Consider the following 16,204-nt stretch of genomic DNA (forward strand, 5'->3'; position numbering starts at 1 on the left):
CCCGTGGCGGGTGGTTCCGGTCTGGTCCGGGGTGGGTGGTGCGGCTCCGGCCGTTCTTGGAGCGGCGGCGGAGAGCGAGGGCGGCGAAGGCGTAGAAGAGGAGTTGCACGGTCACCAGGACGGTGAAGAAGGGGCCGCGCACGTCGCGGAGCACCTGGCTGGCCAGGTCGGCGTCGGCCAGGTCCGTCACCGCTCCGGCCGGGTCGGGCGGGGTGGCGTCCCCTGAGCGCCACGGGCGGCCGACGATCTCGCGGGTCGCGGGCAGACCGAGGAGTTGTACGGCCGTGGCGGTGAGGTCGGTGATCGTGACCAGGGAGTCCTGGCGGGTGGAGGTCGCGGTGAGGCGGCCGTGCGGGAACGGCGGGCCGCCCGGCGCTGACGGGCCGGTGGCGATGGCCACGTGGAGGTGGGCGTTGGGCGTCACGTCGGAGATGCCCGCCACCAGGACGGAGGTCCCGGCGGGCAGTTCGCCGATCAGGGCGCCGATCTGCCGGTCGGCCCGTGCCACCGCCGTTCTCCTGTCCTCGGCGGACAGCGGGGTCGGCACTCCGTACTCGTCCAGGGGGCGGGCGAACCAGGCGGTCGCCAGGTCGGCGGCTTCGAAGACGATCAGGTCGTAGGGGGTCAGGTCGGTGACGGAGCCCAGGTCAGGGGCGTAGGTGGGGATATTTCCGGAAGCGTCCGCTGCGGCGAGCGCAGCTCCCGGGCCGATCGCCGCCACCTGCCCGCCGCCCTCCCGTACGATCCGGCCCAGCGTGCCCAGCCGGGCGTCGAAGCCGGTCTCGCCCTGGTACGCGCTCAGCGCCCGCCAGCCGGGAACCGTGGCGCCTCGGCCTGATGACCGGGGCTCCGGGGCCGGAGAGCAGCCCTTGCCCGGCGTACCGGCTCGCTGGCCTGCGGAGACGGTCAGCCAGCCCGCCGTGGGGCAGGTGATGCCCCGGTCAGGGGGCGGGACCGTACGAGTGGAGAGTGAGGCGGAGGAGCCTCGGCTCACGAGTTCCCACAGGTGGGGCGTACGTGACCGGTCGATGTCGCTCCACTCGAGGCCGGGCACGCCGACCACGGCCACCCGCCCCTTGACCTCCCGCCCTCGCGCCTCCGCCTGCGCCGCCGCTGGGGTGAGGGACGTGGCCAGGGCGGCGCCCAGCAGCAACGCCAGCACGCGGTGAAACCGACGTCCCGGCCGCACCCACCACCGGCCGCGTGGCCCCTGCCGGACGTCGTACGGGTCCGGCCTGGCGTCGGCGTCGTTGGGCATGTGCGGGAACTCCAGCGTTGGTCGGCGAAGGATGTGCGTTCGATCGTAGATGCTGGACGCGGGCCCCCTCGGGTCGTGCGTCGGTCCGTAGGACGTACTCATCGTGGGCGAACCGGCGGCGGGCGGGGCGTGCCGGGCACGGTACGCTGCTCGGTCATGAGGTCCGTACGTACGTGCCTGCCCGGGAAGGCAGGGCCGGCGCCGGTCGTGCGGCGAGCGACACCGCGTTGACCCTTGACCACATCGAGCCCCGAACCCGAAGCGTCCGCGACCGGCCCGTCACCCGCGGGCGAGCCGGCGACCGCGCCTGCCCGGCCATCCGAGGGAAACGCGCGGAGCGGGCGGCAGGGCGGGGGAGAAGGTGCGATGACCGACGGCCCGGCGAGGGGGCGGCAGTGGTGGGCCTGGGCGGTCGTGGTGCTCGTGGTAGCGGCGGCCGTGACCCCGCTGGTGCACACGTGGCTCACCAACCCTGACGATCAGCGCCTGGTCGACCTGGACGTCTACCGCACCGGGGGGCAGATGCTCCTCGACGGCCGGCCGGTGTACGACTACTTCACGCCCGCGCCGCAGCTGCTGCCGTTCACCTATCCGCCGGTCGCGGCGATGCTGGCGGTGGGGCTGGCCGGGATGTCCTGGGGCGTGGCGCAGTGGGTGTGGACGGCCGGGATCTTCGTGGCGCTGGCCGTGACCGTCGGATATGCGTTCAGGGACGCCCTGGGCACCTGGCGGAGCCACCTGCCGTGGGTGTTCGGCCTGTTCATGGTGGCCTGCACGTACCTGATGCCCATCAGGGACCAGGTGCGGTTCGGGCAGGTCGACATCCTGCTGGTCGCTCTGTGCCTGGCCGACTGCGTGGCCAGGAGGCCGTGGTGGCCGCGCGGGTTCCTGATCGGGCTGGCGACGGCGGTGAAGCTGACGCCCGGCGTCTTCCTCATCTACCTGCTGGTCACCAGGCAGTGGCGCACGTTCTTCATGGCGGCGTTCGCGGCGGCGGTGCTCACGTTGCTGCCGTTCGCGGTGATCCCGCAGGACGCGGCCGGCTTCTGGTTCTCGGCGCTGCTCGATCCCGAACGCCTCGGTGCGAACGCGGCCACCACCAACCAGTCGATCCGCGGCATGCTGATCCGGCTGTACATGCCCGACCTCCTGACGTCGGTGATCTGGCTGGCGATCGTGGTCGCGGTCGGCTGGTACGGGTTCCGCGGCGCGCGGGAGGCGTACCGGGCGGGAGACACCGTCACGGCGGTCGCGCTGGTCGGGCTGATGGCCGTGCTCCTCTCGCCGGTCGCGTGGATCCACCACCTCGCGTACGTGGTCGTGGTGCTCGGCGCGATCGTCGGCGACGGCCGTGACCCGGTCAGGCTGCGGGTGGCGGCCGGTGTGTGGCTGTACTACGTGGTGCCCGTCCCGTGGTGGGGTGTGTCGCTGAAGGCGGCCGACATCCCGGGGGTGAGCCTGGTGCTCGGGAAGATCGTCCAGAACGGTTTCGGGCTGGGAGCGCTGGCCCTGGTGTGGTTGCTGGCGTCCTGGGTGCCGAAACGCCGGATGCTCGCCTGACCCAGGCAATACCCTCGGTGTCGTGCTCGTTACAGCATGGGTCTTCTTGGGCGTTCTGGCAGGGGCCGGCGGCGTGCTCATCGGTTGTCTGGCCCTGCGGCGGGCGCAGGCCACGGTGGAGGACTGCCGGCGGATGCTCGCCCGGCAGGCGTACGCGGGCGGATGCGATCTCAAGGCGATCAGGGACGTGGCCGTCTGCCGGTACGACGCCCTGGCGGAGATGACCGGGCGGTTGTCGTTCTCGGTGGCGATGATCAACGGGCTGGGCGACGGCATCGTGCTGACCTCGATCAACGGGCGCAGCGAGACGCGGACGTACGTGCGGTCCGTGGTCGGCGGGAAGGGCGAGCAGCAGCTGTCGCCGGAAGAGGAGGAGGCGGTCAGGGCGGCCAGGCTGGGGCTGGGGCCGTTGATCGCGCCGCGGGTCTCCCGGCCGACCTAGCGGGGCAGGCGGCTCACCCGCTCGGCGGAATACTCACCATGCGCTGCCCACCTGCGGATACTCTGGACCCATGCCCCGACTCGCCTATCTCGGACCCGAAGGCACCTTCACCGAAGAGGCCCTGCGGCTCCTCGACCCCACCGCCGGGCGCCTGCCCTGCGCCAACGTGAGCGCCGCGCTCAACGCCGCCCGCACGGGCGACGCCGACGGCGCGGTCGTGCCGCTGGAGAACTCGATCGAGGGCGCCATCACCACGACTCTCGACGAGTTCGCCTGGGGCGAGCCGCTGCTGATCACGGCCGAGCTGCTGCTGCCCGTGCAGTTCTCGCTGCTGGCCCGGCCCGACACCGAGATCGCCCACGTCAAGCGGGTCTACACGCATCCCGCGGCCATCACCCAGTGCCGCGCCTTCATCTCCCGCGAGCTGCCCGACGCCGTCGTGGTGGCCGCCCCTTCGACGGCGGCCGCGGCCCAGGAGGTGTCGCTGCCCGGGTCTCCGTACGACGCGGCCGTCGCCGCGCGCATCGCGGGCGAGCATTACGGGCTGGTCGAGCTGGCCGCCGACATCGGCGACAGGTCCGACACGGTGACCAGGTTCGTCAGGGTGGGCCGTCCGCAGCCGTTGCCCGAGCCGACCGGTTCCGACCGCACCACGCTGGTCGTCTTCCTCGCCGACGACCATCCGGGCGCGCTGCTGGAGATGTTGACGGAGTTCTCGGTGCGGGGGGTCAACCTGACGCGCATCGAGTCGCGGCCGACCGGCGACGGCATCGGCCGCTACTTCTTCCACTTCGACTTCGAGGGGCACATCGCCGACGCCCGCGTGGGCGAGGCGATCGCGGGGCTGCACCGGGTCTGCGGCGAGGTGCGCTTCCTGGGCAGCTATCCGCGGGCCGACGGGGTGACGACGCAGATCAGGCGCGGCACGTCCGACGACGCGTTCGGCGAGGCGGCCGAGTGGCTGGCGCGGGTCCGCGCCGGCCAGGTCTGAGCACCTCGGCACACCGGGGGAAATACGGGGGCGGGCCGCGGTCCGGCGCCGGTAGCCTTTCCTTTGTGATTGACCTGCGTACCCTTCGTGAGGATCCCGACCGGCTACGGGCGTCGCAGCGTGCCCGCGGTGAGGACGACTCGGTCGTCGACACGCTGCTCGACCTGGACGAACGCCGGCGCTCCGCGCTGACCGCGTTCGAGTCCATGCGCGCCGAGCAGAAGAGCATGGGCAAGTCGGTGTCCAAGGCGCAGGGCGAGGAGAAGGCCGCGCTGCTCCAGCGGGCCAAAGACCTCGCGAGCCAGGTCAAGGCCGCCGAGGCCGAGGCGGAGAAGCTGGCGGCCGAGCTCGACGAGGTGCTCCAGACGGTGCCCAACCTCGTCGAGCAGGGCGCTCCGGAGGGCGGCGAGGACGACTACGTCGTGCTGGAGACCCACGGCGAGCCGCGCACGTTCGACTTCACCCCGAAGGACCACCTGGAGCTGGGCGAGGCGCTCGGGGCCATCGACATGGAGCGGGGCGCCAAGGTGTCCGGCTCGCGGTTCTTCTTCCTGAAGGGCGTCGGCGCCCGGCTGCAGCTCGGCCTGCTCAACATGGCCATGCAGCAGGCGATCGAGGCAGGGTTCACGCCGATGATCACTCCGGTGCTGGTCAAGCCGGAGACCATGCAGGGCACCGGTTTCCACGTGGCCCACGACAAGGAGATCTACCGCCTGCCCGAGGACGACCTCTATCTGGTGGGCACCTCCGAGGTGTCGCTGGCCGGCTATCACGCGCAGGAGATCCTCGCGGCCGACGACCTGCCGCTGCGCTACGCGGGCTGGTCGTCGTGCTTCCGCCGCGAGGCGGGCTCCTACGGCAAGGACACCAGGGGCATCATCCGGGTCCACCAGTTCGACAAGGTGGAGATGTTCTCCTACGTGCGCCCGGAGGAGGCCTCCGAGGAGCACCGGCGCCTGCTCGGCTGGGAGAAGGAGATGCTGGCCAAGATCGAGGTCCCCTACCGCGTCATCGACACGGCGGCGGGCGACCTCGGCATGTCGGCGGCCCGCAAGTTCGACTGCGAGGCGTGGATCCCGACCCAGGGCCGCTACCGCGAGCTGACCTCGACCTCCAACTGCACCGAGTTCCAGGCGCGCAGGCTCGCCGCCCGCTATCGCGACAAGGACGGCAAGCCCCAGCACCTGGCCACGCTCAACGGCACGCTGGCCACGACCCGCTGGATCGTCGCGATCCTGGAGAACCACCAGCAGGCCGACGGCTCCGTGGTGGTCCCGCAGGCGCTGCGCCCCTACGTCGGTCTCGACGTGCTGGAGCCGGCCAAGTGATCCCGCCGCCTCAGCGCCCGAACCCGAAGAGCCCTCCGACCCGCCCGGCGATCCGGTCGAACTGGTAGTAGAGCCCCGGCGGGACGTACGGCTGCATCACCGAGTGCCGCTGCCCGAGCAGCGTGATCACGTGCATGGGCGAGCGGTCGATGTAGCGCGGCAGGTTCTCGAACCATCGGGCGCTGTTGCGGGCGGCGCGCTGCGGTGAGCGGAGCTTCGACTTCGACTCGCGCTCATAGGCGGTGAGGGCCTTGCCGAGGTCCTTCTCCTCGAACAGCGCCTTGGTCAGCACGGAGGCGTCCGCGAGGGCCAGGGCGGTGCCCGCGCCGATCGAATAGTGCGTGGTGTGCGCGGCGTCGCCCACGAGGACGATGTTGCCGTGGTGCCACGTGCGGTTGGTCAGCGTACGGAAGTGCAGCCAGTGCGCGGTGCCGTCGGCCTGCGCCCGCCCGATCAGCGGGTGCCCGTCGAGGATGTCGGCGAAGAGCTTCTCCAGGATGGCCAGGCTGTCGGCCTCCTTGCCCTGGTCGAGCCCGAGCCCCCGCCAGGTCTCGGGGGTGCACTCGATGACGCAGGTGCTGTGCTCCTGGCTGTACTTGTAGCCGTAACACCAGATCCAGCCGTGCTCGGTCTCCACGAAGGCGAAGACGAACGCGTCGAAGATCTTGGTGGTGCCGAGCCAGATGTAGATGTTCTGGCCGGTCACGAACTCGGGGCCGAAGTGCTCGGCGTGGTGTTCGCGCAGCACGCTGTTGACGCCGTCGCCCGCCACGACGAGGTCGGCGTCGCCGAAGTCGTCCTCACCGCTGATCTCGCGCTCCCACTCGATGCGCACGCCGAGCGCTTCGGCCCGTTCCGCGAGGATGCCGAGCAGCCGGCGGCGGCTGATGCCGTAGCCGGCCTCCCCCTGCTCGACCGTCACCGTGGCGCGGTCGCGGATGTCGGCGACCCAGGAGTCCCAGCGGACCGAACTCTCGCTGATGGCCCGCGCCGAGTCGGCGTCGGCCCGGTGGAGATCGTTGAACAGTTCGTCCCAGTAGGTCACGCCCCAGCCGTACGTCGAGCCGGCCGGGTTCCGTTCGTAGATGGTGATGTCGTGGGACGGATCCACACGTTTCATCAAGATCGAGAAGTACAGGTTGGCGGGTCCACCGCCGACGCAGGCGACTTTCACCCTATCCCCCATTGTGACGCAAAGTAAGCAATCTATGTCACAGAGTAGCAGAGAGGTGGAGTGGCCCACGGGAACGGGCCCGCCGGGTCACGCGCCTGGCCGGCCCGCGTCCTGCCTGATCAGAGCGGCGCCCGCCACCAGCACGACAGCGGTCAGCACCGCGGCGATCGCGACGGCGACCTCGTACGTGTCGGGCGCGCCGCGGGCCCAGCCGCGGAAGGGCAGGTAGACGGCCGCGTAGACGAGGGGCGCGCCGACTACGCCGACCACCGCCGTCACGGGACGCGCCCGGCCGGCGAACGCCAGCACGCCGCAGACCAGGGTGCCGAGCGTGGCCATGACCCAGCCGAGCACGACCAGGCCGAACCCGTCCTGTCCCGCGAGGGCGGCCTCGGCCACCATGGCGAAGGGGCCCAGGCAGGCGAGGACGGCGAAACCGGTGTACACCCGGTGGAACTCGCGCAGCCCCGCCCCGACGCCGCCGAACAACAGGCAGGCGGCCAGGAACAGCGCCACGTTGCGCTCCAGGCTCACGTTCACGGTCGCTGCCCGCTCCGCGGCCTGGCCGGGCCAGCCCACCCGCCGCCACGTCCCCTGGACGTCGCGGACGACGATGCCGTCCAGGCCGTTGGCGACGACCACGACGTGCCCGCCTGGCCGGGCCTGCGCGGCCAGGGCCATCGAGAGGTGCTCGTGGCCGCCGGAGTGGGTCCTGCGCAGCCGCTCTCGGTCGTCACCGGACAGCTCCCACGACGGCTGCCACGTCCTGCCGCCGTCGTCGGACTGCTCGACGGCGATCCTCTCGGGGACCACCCGGTAGCACCGGGTGGCCTGCATGGGCACGCACGCGGCGCTCTGCAGGCTCTTGAGCCCGGTCGCCGGCTCGTGGCCGGCGGCCGCCGACCAGGTGGCCCCGCCGTTGTGGGAGACCTGGTCGAGGCCGTCCGCGACGTGGACGACGATCCGGTCGCCGTCCACCTCGACGGACTCGGCCGCGGGCAGCTGGACGGCCGACGTCGCGGCCACCGCCAGCACGGTCAGCGGCATCGCCGCGACGACGCGCCACTTCGGGGAGGGGGCGCGGAGGCTGCGGCCGCGTACCCACCAGGCCAGGGCGAGCGCCGGGAGGGCCAGCAGGTCCGTAGGATCGGCGAGGACGCGCGACGGGCCCGCCACGAGGGTCCAGGCCTGGGAGGCGGCCTCAGCGCCCGTCTCCGTCGATTTGACGAGCGCGAACAGCACTCCGGTGAGTACGGTGGCCGCCAGGTCGGCCCGGCGCAGGAAGAGCAGCGCCAGCAGGGCGGGCGCCACCACGAGCCCCGCGACGTCGCTGAGCTTGCCCGTGACGAACCCGGGCCAGGCCTGCTTGAGCAGATGGTCGTTGACCAGCAGCACGCACACCCCGGCGACGGTCACGGGGTGACATGACCACGCATACCTCATATAGAGGTCGATGTATCAGGGGGTGCGGCGGTTCAACGGAGGGGTGAGTCGAGTCACAGCCGTGACCAAGCCGACACATGCGAAGACCGGAGCCCGCTGGAATGCGGACCCCGGTCTCTCTCGCTGCTACAGGTCAGATCGCTCGGACCTGCGAGGCCTGCGGACCCTTCTGGCCCTGCGTGATCTCGAACTCGACCCGCTGGCCGTCTTCAAGGCTGCGGTAGCCGTTGCCGACGATCTCGGAGAAGTGCACGAACACGTCTGGCGCACCGCCGTCCGGGGCGATGAAGCCGAAGCCCTTCTCGGCGTTGAACCACTTGACGGTTCCCTGAGCCATAAAAGCTCTCCCTCAGGATGTGAATCTATGGGACCCACACCTCGTGGATCCCGGTGTGTCGTACAGCAAGCACCCGGGGTGGCTCAGACAAAGTCATGCTGGTTTTCACTACGGGATCAGCTAATACAACGCCATCACATCTAACACCATTCTGGCGCGTTGGTGTTCCCGTCCCTAGGAAGATTTCTGTCAGGCGGCATCACCAGGCAAACTGGAACCTGTTATGCAGAGCCTTCCCGCACCGCGCCTAGTGGCCACCGACCTCGACGGAACCGCGCTGCGCACAGACGGAACCGTGTCTCCCCGCACGGCCGCGGCCTTCGCCAAAGTCGAGGAATCGGGGGCTGCACTGGTGTTCGTGACGGGGCGGCCGCCGCGGTGGATGGGCGGAGTCGCGGGTGCGGTGCGTCACCACGGGCTCGCCATCTGTGCGAACGGGGCGCTGATCTACGATCTCCATACCGAACGGATAGTGGAATCTCACCTGATCACCGTGGACGTACTCGAGGAAGTCGTGGCTCAGCTAAGAGCGAACGTGTCCGATCTCGCATTTTCGGTCGAGTATGAAGCCGGTTTTGCGCACGAGTCGGATTTCCTCCTCGGCGGCCTTGACAAGGCCAGGAGGACCGCACACGCCGGCTCCCTCACCGCACGCCCGTGCGCCAAACTGCTGGCCCTGCACCCCGGCATGGGCGCGGACGAACTTCAGGCGATGGTGCACGAACTGGTGGGGCATCTGGTGACCGCGACCCACTCCAGCCGGCGGGGGCTGATCGAGATGAGCGCCCAGGGCGTCACGAAGGCCAGCGCCCTGGCCGCCCTCGCCGGACGTCACGAGATCAAACCCGCACAGGCCGTGGCGTTCGGTGACATGCCGAACGACCTGCCCATGCTGAGCTGGGCAGGCACGTCGTACGCCGTCGCGAACGCACATCCGGACGTGCTGGCCGCGGTCGACCACGTGACCGGAACCAACGACGACGACGGCGTCGCGCAGGTGATCGAGAAGCTCTACAGATAAGGGCCGGAACCACCGGGCGGCCGCTGCTGCGGCTCCTCCCCGTGCGGCACCCCGGGCAGCGCCCTGCGCATCTGCTCAAGCTGGGCACGGGCCGCCATCTGCTGCGCGAACAGCGTGGTCTGGATGCCGTGGAACAACCCTTCGAGCCAGCCGACCAGCTGGGCGTGCGCGATGCGCAGCTCGGCCTCGCTCGGCGGCGTGCCCGTCTCGTCGGTGAACGGGAGCGACAGACGCTCCAGCTCGTCGACCAGCTCCGGCGCCAGGCCGTCCTCGAGCTCCTTGATGGACGACTCGTGGATCTCCTTCAGCCGCTTGCGGCTGGCCTCGTCGAGAGGGGCCGCCCGGACCTCCTCGAGCAACTGCCTGATCATGCTGCCGATCCGCATCACCTTCGCGGGCTGCTCGACCAGGTTGGTGACCGACCGGTCTTCCTCGCCGCTATCGCCCTGACCTTGGAAGTCAGGGCCCACCACCACGATGTGGGGGGTGTTGTTGTCCTCAGCATTCATAACTCTCACCGTACTAGCAGGATCTTGCCGACGTGCTCCCCCGAATCCAACAATCGGTGTGCTTGCGCGGCGTCGGCCATGGGCACCTCCGCGTGCACCACGGGACGCACCGCACCGGCGCCGACCAGGGGCCAGACGTTGTCGACGACGCTGCGTACGATCATGCCCTTCTCCTCGACGGGACGCGAGCGCAGCCCCGCCGCGTGCACCGAGGCGCGCTTGGCGAGCATGGCGCCGAGGTCGAGCTCCGCCTTGCGGCCGCCCTGGAGCCCGATGACCACCAGCCGCCCGCCGGTGCGCAGGGCCTTGACGTTGCCCGCCAGGTATTTCGCGCCCATGATGTCGAGGATGACGTCGGCGCGTACCTTGTCGGCGAAGTCCTCCTCGCGGTAGTTGATCACCTCGTCGGCGCCGAGCTCCTTGACCCGCTCCGCCTTCTCCGCCGAGCCGACCGTCGCGACCACGTGCGAGCCGAGCGCCTTGGCCAGTTGCACCGCGAACGTGCCGATCCCGCTCGCGCCGCCGTGCACCAGCAGCGTCTCGCCCTTGCGCAGCCGCCCGATCATGAACACGTTGGACCACACCGTGCAGGCCACCTCGGGAAGGCCGGCCGCCTCACGCGGCGACACCCGGTCGGGCACCGGCATGACCTGCTGCCACGGCACGGCTACGCGCTCGGCGTAACCGCCGCCGCCGAGCAGCGCGCACACGGCGTCGCCGGGCTTGAACTGCTCGACGTCGGCGCCCACCTCGGTCACCACGCCCGACGCCTCCAGCCCTGGGTATGGCGACGTCCCGGGAGGCGGGTCGTAGAAGCCCTGACGCTGCAGGACATCGGCACGATTGACCGCGGAGGCGGTCACGTCGATGAGCACGTCTCCGCGCCCGACTTCGGGATCGGGCACCTCGTGCCACTCCAGCACCTCAGGGCCGCCCGGCTCGGTGATCTCAATGGCTCGCATGCGAACCACGGTAGCCGGGCAAAGAAGTTGTGGGTTGGCGGGCTGCGTACTGGCGGGTGGCGTTAACCTGCAAGGTATTTGCTGCCCCTTTAGACCCACCCGAGGGGGAACACGGTGGCAAGACACGATCGAGAAGAATCTCTCGAGGAACAGCTGGCATGGCTCGACGCGATCAAGGAGACGGAGGAGTCTCCCGTCTCGGTCAGCGCCTCGACTGCTTCCGCCGACGAGCCGGTCGCCTCCCCGTACCCCCAGGACCCGTGGAAGCTGGTGCCCCAGCAACACGAGACGCCGACGCCGCCGCTGTTCCGCGCGGCCGTCGACTCCGTGTACGGCGCCGCCGCGGCTGAGGACGTACCTGAAGGGGAGAGCGAGGCCGCGCAGTGGCTCGGCGAGACCGCGGCGGGCTCATCGGCCACGACGGACGAGCCGGCGGAACGGCCCGCCGACGACCCGTTCAACACCCCGCTGAAGCCGCTGCCGCGCCCTGACGACACCGACACCTTCACCCTGTCGTTCACTCCACCGGAGCCGGCCGGGAAGGACAAGACGGCGGAGCCCGCGGACGATCCGTGGCCCACGCCATCCGAGTGGCCACCACCCGCGGAGTCGCCCGCCGGGGCCTCCGCCGGGTCACCCGCCGGGGCGTCCACGGAGTCGCCCGCGAACTCGTCTACGGAGTCGCCCGCGGAATCGCCCGCGGAGTCGGCCTCCTCCGAGAATGCGGAGCAGTCCACAACGCCGTCGCCGTCCACCGGCCCGTCCACCGGGTCTTCCGCCGGGCTGCGGGAAGGGCCGGCCGAAGTGCCGTCCGGCGAGGACCCGCTCGCGGTCCGTTCCCCGGCCGCGTCCGAGGAGGGGCCACGCGCGGAGGAGAAGCCCGCCGAGGAGAGCTCGCGTACGGACGAGAAGCCTTCCTGGGAGGAGAAACCCTCTTGGGAGAGCCCCCGTGCGGAGGAGAAGCCCTCGTGGGAGAGCCCGCGTGCGGAGGAGAAGCCCTCCTGGGAGATCGGTACGCTGCCCAGGAACGAGCCGCCGACGTGGGCCGGGTCCGGCGAGACCCTGCCGCGGAACGAGTCCCTGGGATGGGCCGGTTCGGACGAGACCCTGCCGAGGAACGACAGCCCGCGCTGGACCGACTCCGGGCCGCACTGGGCCGCCTCCGAGCAGCGCGCGGAGCCCGAGGAGCGTCCGCAGGCCGAGGAACGTCCGCAGGCCGAGGAGCGCTTCCAGTGGACCGAGCCGGTCCAGGAGGACCGTCCTCAGCACCAGGACCGCCCCATGCGGCTGGAGCGCTCGCAGCGTCAGAACCGCGCGACCCACGACGACCCGCTGGGCGGCGGAGCCCAGCACGGCCGGGCAGGACAGGAAGGCCCGCGGCACGACGCCGGACGACGGGCCGCCGAGCGAGAGGGGTCGCCGTGGGGCGACCAGCCCGAGTGGCGGCCCGCCGACCGGGACATCCCGCCGCCGCCGCGCCGCCGTCCCGCTCCTGCCCCCGTCTTCAGCGCCCCGCCGAGGCCCCCGGTCACCGGCAAGCCGACCGCCGAGAGCCTCGACCCGGAGTCCCTGCTACGCGGACGGCGTAACGCTCCTTCCAAGGGGTGGCGCCGGGTGGTGTACAAGGCGTCGGGAGGCTGGATCAAGCCGGGCGAACCCCCGGAGGTGCGCCGCCGCCGCGAGCTGGTCACCAGGGCCCGCACCCCGGTGACCGCCGGGCACCACCGCGTGGCCGTGCTGAGCCTCAAGGGTGGCGTGGGCAAGACCACGACCACGGTCGGCCTCGGCGCCACCCTCGCCCAGATCCGCGGCGACCGGGTCATCGCTGTGGACGCCAACCCCGACAGGGGCACGCTCTCCGACAAACTGGTGCTGGAGACGTCGGCGACCGTGCGGGACCTGCTCAACGAGCGTGACCAGGTCAAGCGCTACGTCGACATCAGGGCGTTCACCTCGCAGGCGGCCTCCCGGCTTGAGGTGCTCGCCTCCGACCGCGACCCGTCGGTGTCCGAGGCGTTCAGCGGCGGCGACTACCAGGCCGTTTCCCAGGTGCTGGAGAACTTCTACTCCATCTGCATCACCGACTGCGGCACCGGCCTGCTCCACTCCGCCATGGGCGGCGTGCTCGGGCTCGCCGACCAGATCGTGCTGGTCAGCTCGCCGTCCGTGGACGGCGCCAGGGCGGCGTCGGCGACGCTCGACTGGCTTGAGGCGCATCAGTACGGCGACCTGGTGAAGAACGCGACCGTGGTGCTGTGCAGCGTCAGGCCCCGCTCGAAGTCGGCGGTCGACATCAAGAAGCTGGAGGCTCACTTCGCCGCCCGGTGCCGCGCGGTGATCCGGGTGCCGTACGACCCGCACCTGGAAGAGGGCGCGGAGATGGACCTGGACCGGCTCCAGGAGACCACCAGGGACTCCTACCTGCAGCTGGCCGCCAGCGTGGGCGACGGCTTCGCGGGTCTGCCCGAGTGAGGCCGCGGGGGCTCGTACGGCGGGCCCGCACCGCGGCTCATTCCTTTCCGCCGGCCGTCCGTCGCCGGCGGCGCGTAGGCGGTCGCGTGCCCGCGTAGGGACGCTGCCGACGCGCACCATCCATCCGATAGCCGGTCGACTCGTCGGCCGGCTATCGGCGTTTCCGGCGTGCTCCATGGCGGCGGCCGTGGGCCCTCTTCTCGTTGCGTGCCTCGTCGATTGACAGCCTAGACGCCGTATGGTTGCTTAATGCCTATAAGCAATTTTAGAGCCTAAAGGCTTCGGTTTGCGCCGAACGACCACACGGGAGAGTCAGCAATGAAAGCGGTCATCGTGGGCGGCGGTATCGGCGGGCTCACCGCGGCCATCGCCTTCCACCAGCGTGGCTGGCAGGTGGAAGTCCTGGAACGGGCCCCCGAGTTCACCGAGGTGGGTGCGGGACTGGTGGTGCAGCCCAATGGCCTGCGCGCGCTGGACCTGCTCGGACTCGGCGACGTCCTGCGTGCCAGAGGCTTGTCCGATCCGCTCCCCGGCATCCGGCACAAGAGCGGAGCCTGGCTGACCCGCATCGACGTCGACGATCTGAAACGCCGTTTCGGGCAGTGGGTGACGCAGCATCGGGCAGACGTGGTCGACCTGCTGCGGGCGGGCGTACCGGTGGACAGTCTGCGCCCCGGCACCGAAGTGCGTGAGGTGCGGACCGACGGAACGGTGGTCCACAACAACGGCACCTCCACCGCAGACCTCGTGGTGGGCGCCGACGGCGTGCACAGCGTCACCCGGCGATCCGTCTGGCCGCGGGCCTCCGCGCCGCGCTACGTCGGCTACACCACCTGGCGCCTCATCGCGCCACCCCAGCCCATCGAAGGACACACGGAAACGTGGGGCCGCGGCGAACGGTTCGGGTATCAACGACTGCCCGACGGCCGCGTCTACTGCTACATGATCGTCAACGCTTCTGCCGGCTCCCGCGGCGACCTGGCCCACCTGCGCGAACGTTTCGCGGACTGGCACGACCCCATCCCCGCGTTGCTGAGCTCGGTACACGAGGACGCCGTTGTGCAGCACGATTCGTACGAACTGCCGGATCTTTCCACCTACGTCGCCGGAAAGGTGGCGATCCTCGGGGACGCCGCGCACGCCATGACCCCCAACCTGGGCCAAGGCGCCTGCCAGGCGATCGAGGACGCGGTCACGCTCGCGGCCATGGTGGACAAGCTGGGCGTGCCCGAGGGGCTGGAGGCGTATGACCGTGCCCGCACGCCCCGCACCCAGATGATCGTGCGCCGGTCACGCCAGTTCGGCGCCGCCGCGCACTGGAACTCCGCCACCTTGACCGCGCTCCGGGACGCCGTCTTTCCCCGCCTGCCTCAGTCGTTCATCGACCGCACGTTCGCCGCCACCTACACCTGGACGATGTGACGCGCGTCCGGGACCCGTCCCGCGACCGGCGTGTGTTTCCGGAAGATGTTTCCGGCCGGTTGCGTGATCTCTGCGGACCTGTTTCCGGAAGTCACCCGGTCGGCCCGTAATTCGGGAATCCCGGCAGGAGGAGGTAGCCTGAAGGTACCGAGGACTTATCGAGCGTTGGCACTCAGGTCTGCGTCGCCCCCGGCGAACCACCACAGGCCTCTTCGGGGCCCGGACAGGTCAGGCGACCATGACGCCGGCACTTCTTTCTCCACCCGCACCGCTCAGCCCCACCTCATCCGCGATCCCCCGGGTCGATTCCGCGCTACGGCTCGGTCTCTACCCGGTACTGGATCGGCGAGCCGTGGTAGACGGGGCCTGGTGGCCCTACTCCCGCGACGCGGCCACTGAACTGCCCGGCCTCATCGCCGCCGTCGACCGGCTGCTCGGCCGTGTCACGCTCCGCATCGGCCTCCATGGCGATGCGTGGCAGAGCATCCCGCACCGGATCCCGGCACGCGGGCGTCAGGTCCGCATCGGCTGGTTCCGCCATACCGACCCGCGCCTGATCACTCTCGTTTTCGCGGCCGGCGAGCCGGTCGTCCTGCTGGTCATCCCGCCGGACACCGCCGCCGGTCCTGCTGAGGCCACGCTCAAGCTCACCGCCCAGGACACCGCCGGGTGGAGCGTCGACGACGCTCTCACCGGTGCGCGCTTGCCGCCCGACCCCGTTCGGCCTATGCGCGGTACGGCCGCCGACGGCACGGCCCGCTGGGAGAACGAGGGCGGGTCGGTCACCGACCAGCAGCCGCCCTCCGGACCAGACGGCCATCGGCATTTGCGTGACCCGCGTTCCGTCTGCCGACCGGGTCAGACGGTAGTGGGACCCGCCCGTTCCGGCGGCGGACCGGTTTCCAGCCGGCAGGCATCTCATCCCCATCCAGCTTCTCGAAAGGGATCCGCCCTGACCGTTATCGACCCGGCGCCACTCGGCGTGGCCGACCCGTCAAAGCCGACCACCGTCCGTCTGTCCGGCGAAATCGACATCTTCACCAGCGCAGCGCTCCGCCGGCAACTGCTGAGCACGCTGCACTACAGCACGAGCCTGCTCATCCTCGACCTGTCGCAGGTGTCCTTCTGCGACGCCGGCGGCGTGGGCGTTCTGGTCGGCATCCAGCGCCGCGCCCGGTCGATGGGCATCACCTTGGCGCTGAAAGCGCCCCGCCCGTTCATGTCCCGGCTGCTGCACAACACCGGCCTGGACCGCAGCCTGCCGATGACGGTGTGATCGGGGCGC

At 70.6% G+C, this 16,204-nt stretch carries 13 protein-coding genes and 1 pseudogene; 8 read left to right on the top strand and 6 right to left on the bottom strand.

What is annotated here, in order from left to right; translation table 11 throughout:
- Positions 1-1,258 (bottom strand): annotated as a pseudogene (locus E1295_RS15490) (hypothetical protein); the annotation flags it as partial.
- A 366-nt stretch (positions 1,259-1,624) separates the two neighbouring features.
- Between E1295_RS15490 and E1295_RS15495 the strand changes: the two are divergent.
- From E1295_RS15495 to serS, 4 genes are all read left to right on the top strand, one after another.
- Entirely contained in the window at positions 1,625-2,818 is a 1,194-nt protein-coding gene (locus E1295_RS15495) for a glycosyltransferase 87 family protein (RefSeq protein WP_132630976.1), read from the top strand.
- Positions 2,819-2,840: 22 nt separating this feature from the next.
- Positions 2,841-3,260: a DUF4446 family protein gene (locus E1295_RS15500; protein WP_246080061.1), complete on the top strand. Its 420-nt coding sequence runs from the start codon at positions 2,841-2,843 to the stop codon at positions 3,258-3,260.
- Positions 3,261-3,330: 70 nt separating this feature from the next.
- Positions 3,331-4,251 (top strand): prephenate dehydratase, encoded by a 921-nt coding sequence (pheA, locus tag E1295_RS15505; protein WP_132630977.1) that lies wholly within the window; start codon positions 3,331-3,333, stop codon positions 4,249-4,251.
- A 65-nt stretch (positions 4,252-4,316) separates the two neighbouring features.
- Complete coding sequence (gene serS / locus E1295_RS15510) at positions 4,317-5,579, top strand: serine--tRNA ligase (RefSeq protein ID WP_132630978.1); 1,263 nt, start codon at positions 4,317-4,319, stop codon at positions 5,577-5,579.
- Positions 5,580-5,589: 10 nt separating this feature from the next.
- On the opposite strand, the gene E1295_RS15515 is transcribed toward serS, so the two are convergent.
- The 3 genes from E1295_RS15515 to E1295_RS15525 all read right to left on the bottom strand — a co-directional run bounded on the left by E1295_RS15515 (position 5,590) and on the right by E1295_RS15525 (position 8,533).
- Positions 5,590-6,699, bottom strand: coding sequence for an FAD-dependent monooxygenase (locus tag E1295_RS15515; protein ID WP_246080067.1), 1,110 nt, complete (start codon positions 6,697-6,699; stop codon positions 5,590-5,592).
- Positions 6,700-6,840: 141 nt separating this feature from the next.
- On the bottom strand, positions 6,841-8,169 hold the full coding sequence (locus E1295_RS15520) for a hypothetical protein (protein WP_132630980.1): 1,329 nt from the start codon (positions 8,167-8,169) through the stop codon (positions 6,841-6,843).
- A 160-nt stretch (positions 8,170-8,329) separates the two neighbouring features.
- Positions 8,330-8,533, bottom strand: coding sequence for a cold-shock protein (locus E1295_RS15525; protein WP_043619750.1), 204 nt, complete (start codon positions 8,531-8,533; stop codon positions 8,330-8,332).
- Positions 8,534-8,783: 250 nt separating this feature from the next.
- Here E1295_RS15525 and E1295_RS15530 point away from each other — a divergent pair, with 250 nt between their 5' ends.
- The gene (locus E1295_RS15530) at positions 8,784-9,554 is read left to right on the top strand and encodes an HAD family hydrolase (RefSeq protein WP_342775874.1); all 771 of its coding nucleotides are present in this window, start codon (positions 8,784-8,786) and stop codon (positions 9,552-9,554) included.
- Here the strand turns inward: E1295_RS15530 and E1295_RS15535 are convergent.
- Both E1295_RS15535 and E1295_RS15540 read right to left on the bottom strand, forming a co-directional pair.
- Positions 9,545-10,063 carry a bacterial proteasome activator family protein gene (locus E1295_RS15535; protein WP_132630982.1) on the bottom strand — a complete coding sequence of 173 codons (519 nt, stop codon included), beginning with the start codon at positions 10,061-10,063 and terminating at the stop codon, positions 9,545-9,547. The genes E1295_RS15530 and E1295_RS15535 overlap by 10 nt on opposite strands.
- Positions 10,064-10,068: 5 nt before the next feature.
- On the bottom strand, positions 10,069-11,025 hold the full coding sequence (locus tag E1295_RS15540; protein WP_132630983.1) for an NAD(P)H-quinone oxidoreductase: 957 nt from the start codon (positions 11,023-11,025) through the stop codon (positions 10,069-10,071).
- 114 nt (positions 11,026-11,139) lie between these two features.
- Here E1295_RS15540 and E1295_RS51840 point away from each other — a divergent pair, with 114 nt between their 5' ends.
- From E1295_RS51840 to E1295_RS50170, 3 genes are all read left to right on the top strand, one after another.
- Entirely contained in the window at positions 11,140-13,497 is a 2,358-nt protein-coding gene (locus E1295_RS51840; RefSeq protein ID WP_281284747.1) for a nucleotide-binding protein, read from the top strand.
- A 318-nt stretch (positions 13,498-13,815) separates the two neighbouring features.
- Positions 13,816-14,919 (top strand): FAD-dependent monooxygenase, encoded by a 1,104-nt coding sequence (locus E1295_RS15550; protein ID WP_132630984.1) that lies wholly within the window; start codon positions 13,816-13,818, stop codon positions 14,917-14,919.
- Between the two features lie 238 nt (positions 14,920-15,157).
- Complete coding sequence (locus tag E1295_RS50170) at positions 15,158-16,195, top strand: STAS domain-containing protein (RefSeq protein WP_220448730.1); 1,038 nt, start codon at positions 15,158-15,160, stop codon at positions 16,193-16,195.
- Positions 16,196-16,204 lie beyond the last annotated feature (9 nt).

The organism is Nonomuraea mesophila, assembly GCF_004352805.1.
GTDB classification, from domain to species: Bacteria; Actinomycetota; Actinomycetes; order Streptosporangiales; family Streptosporangiaceae; genus Nonomuraea; species Nonomuraea longispora.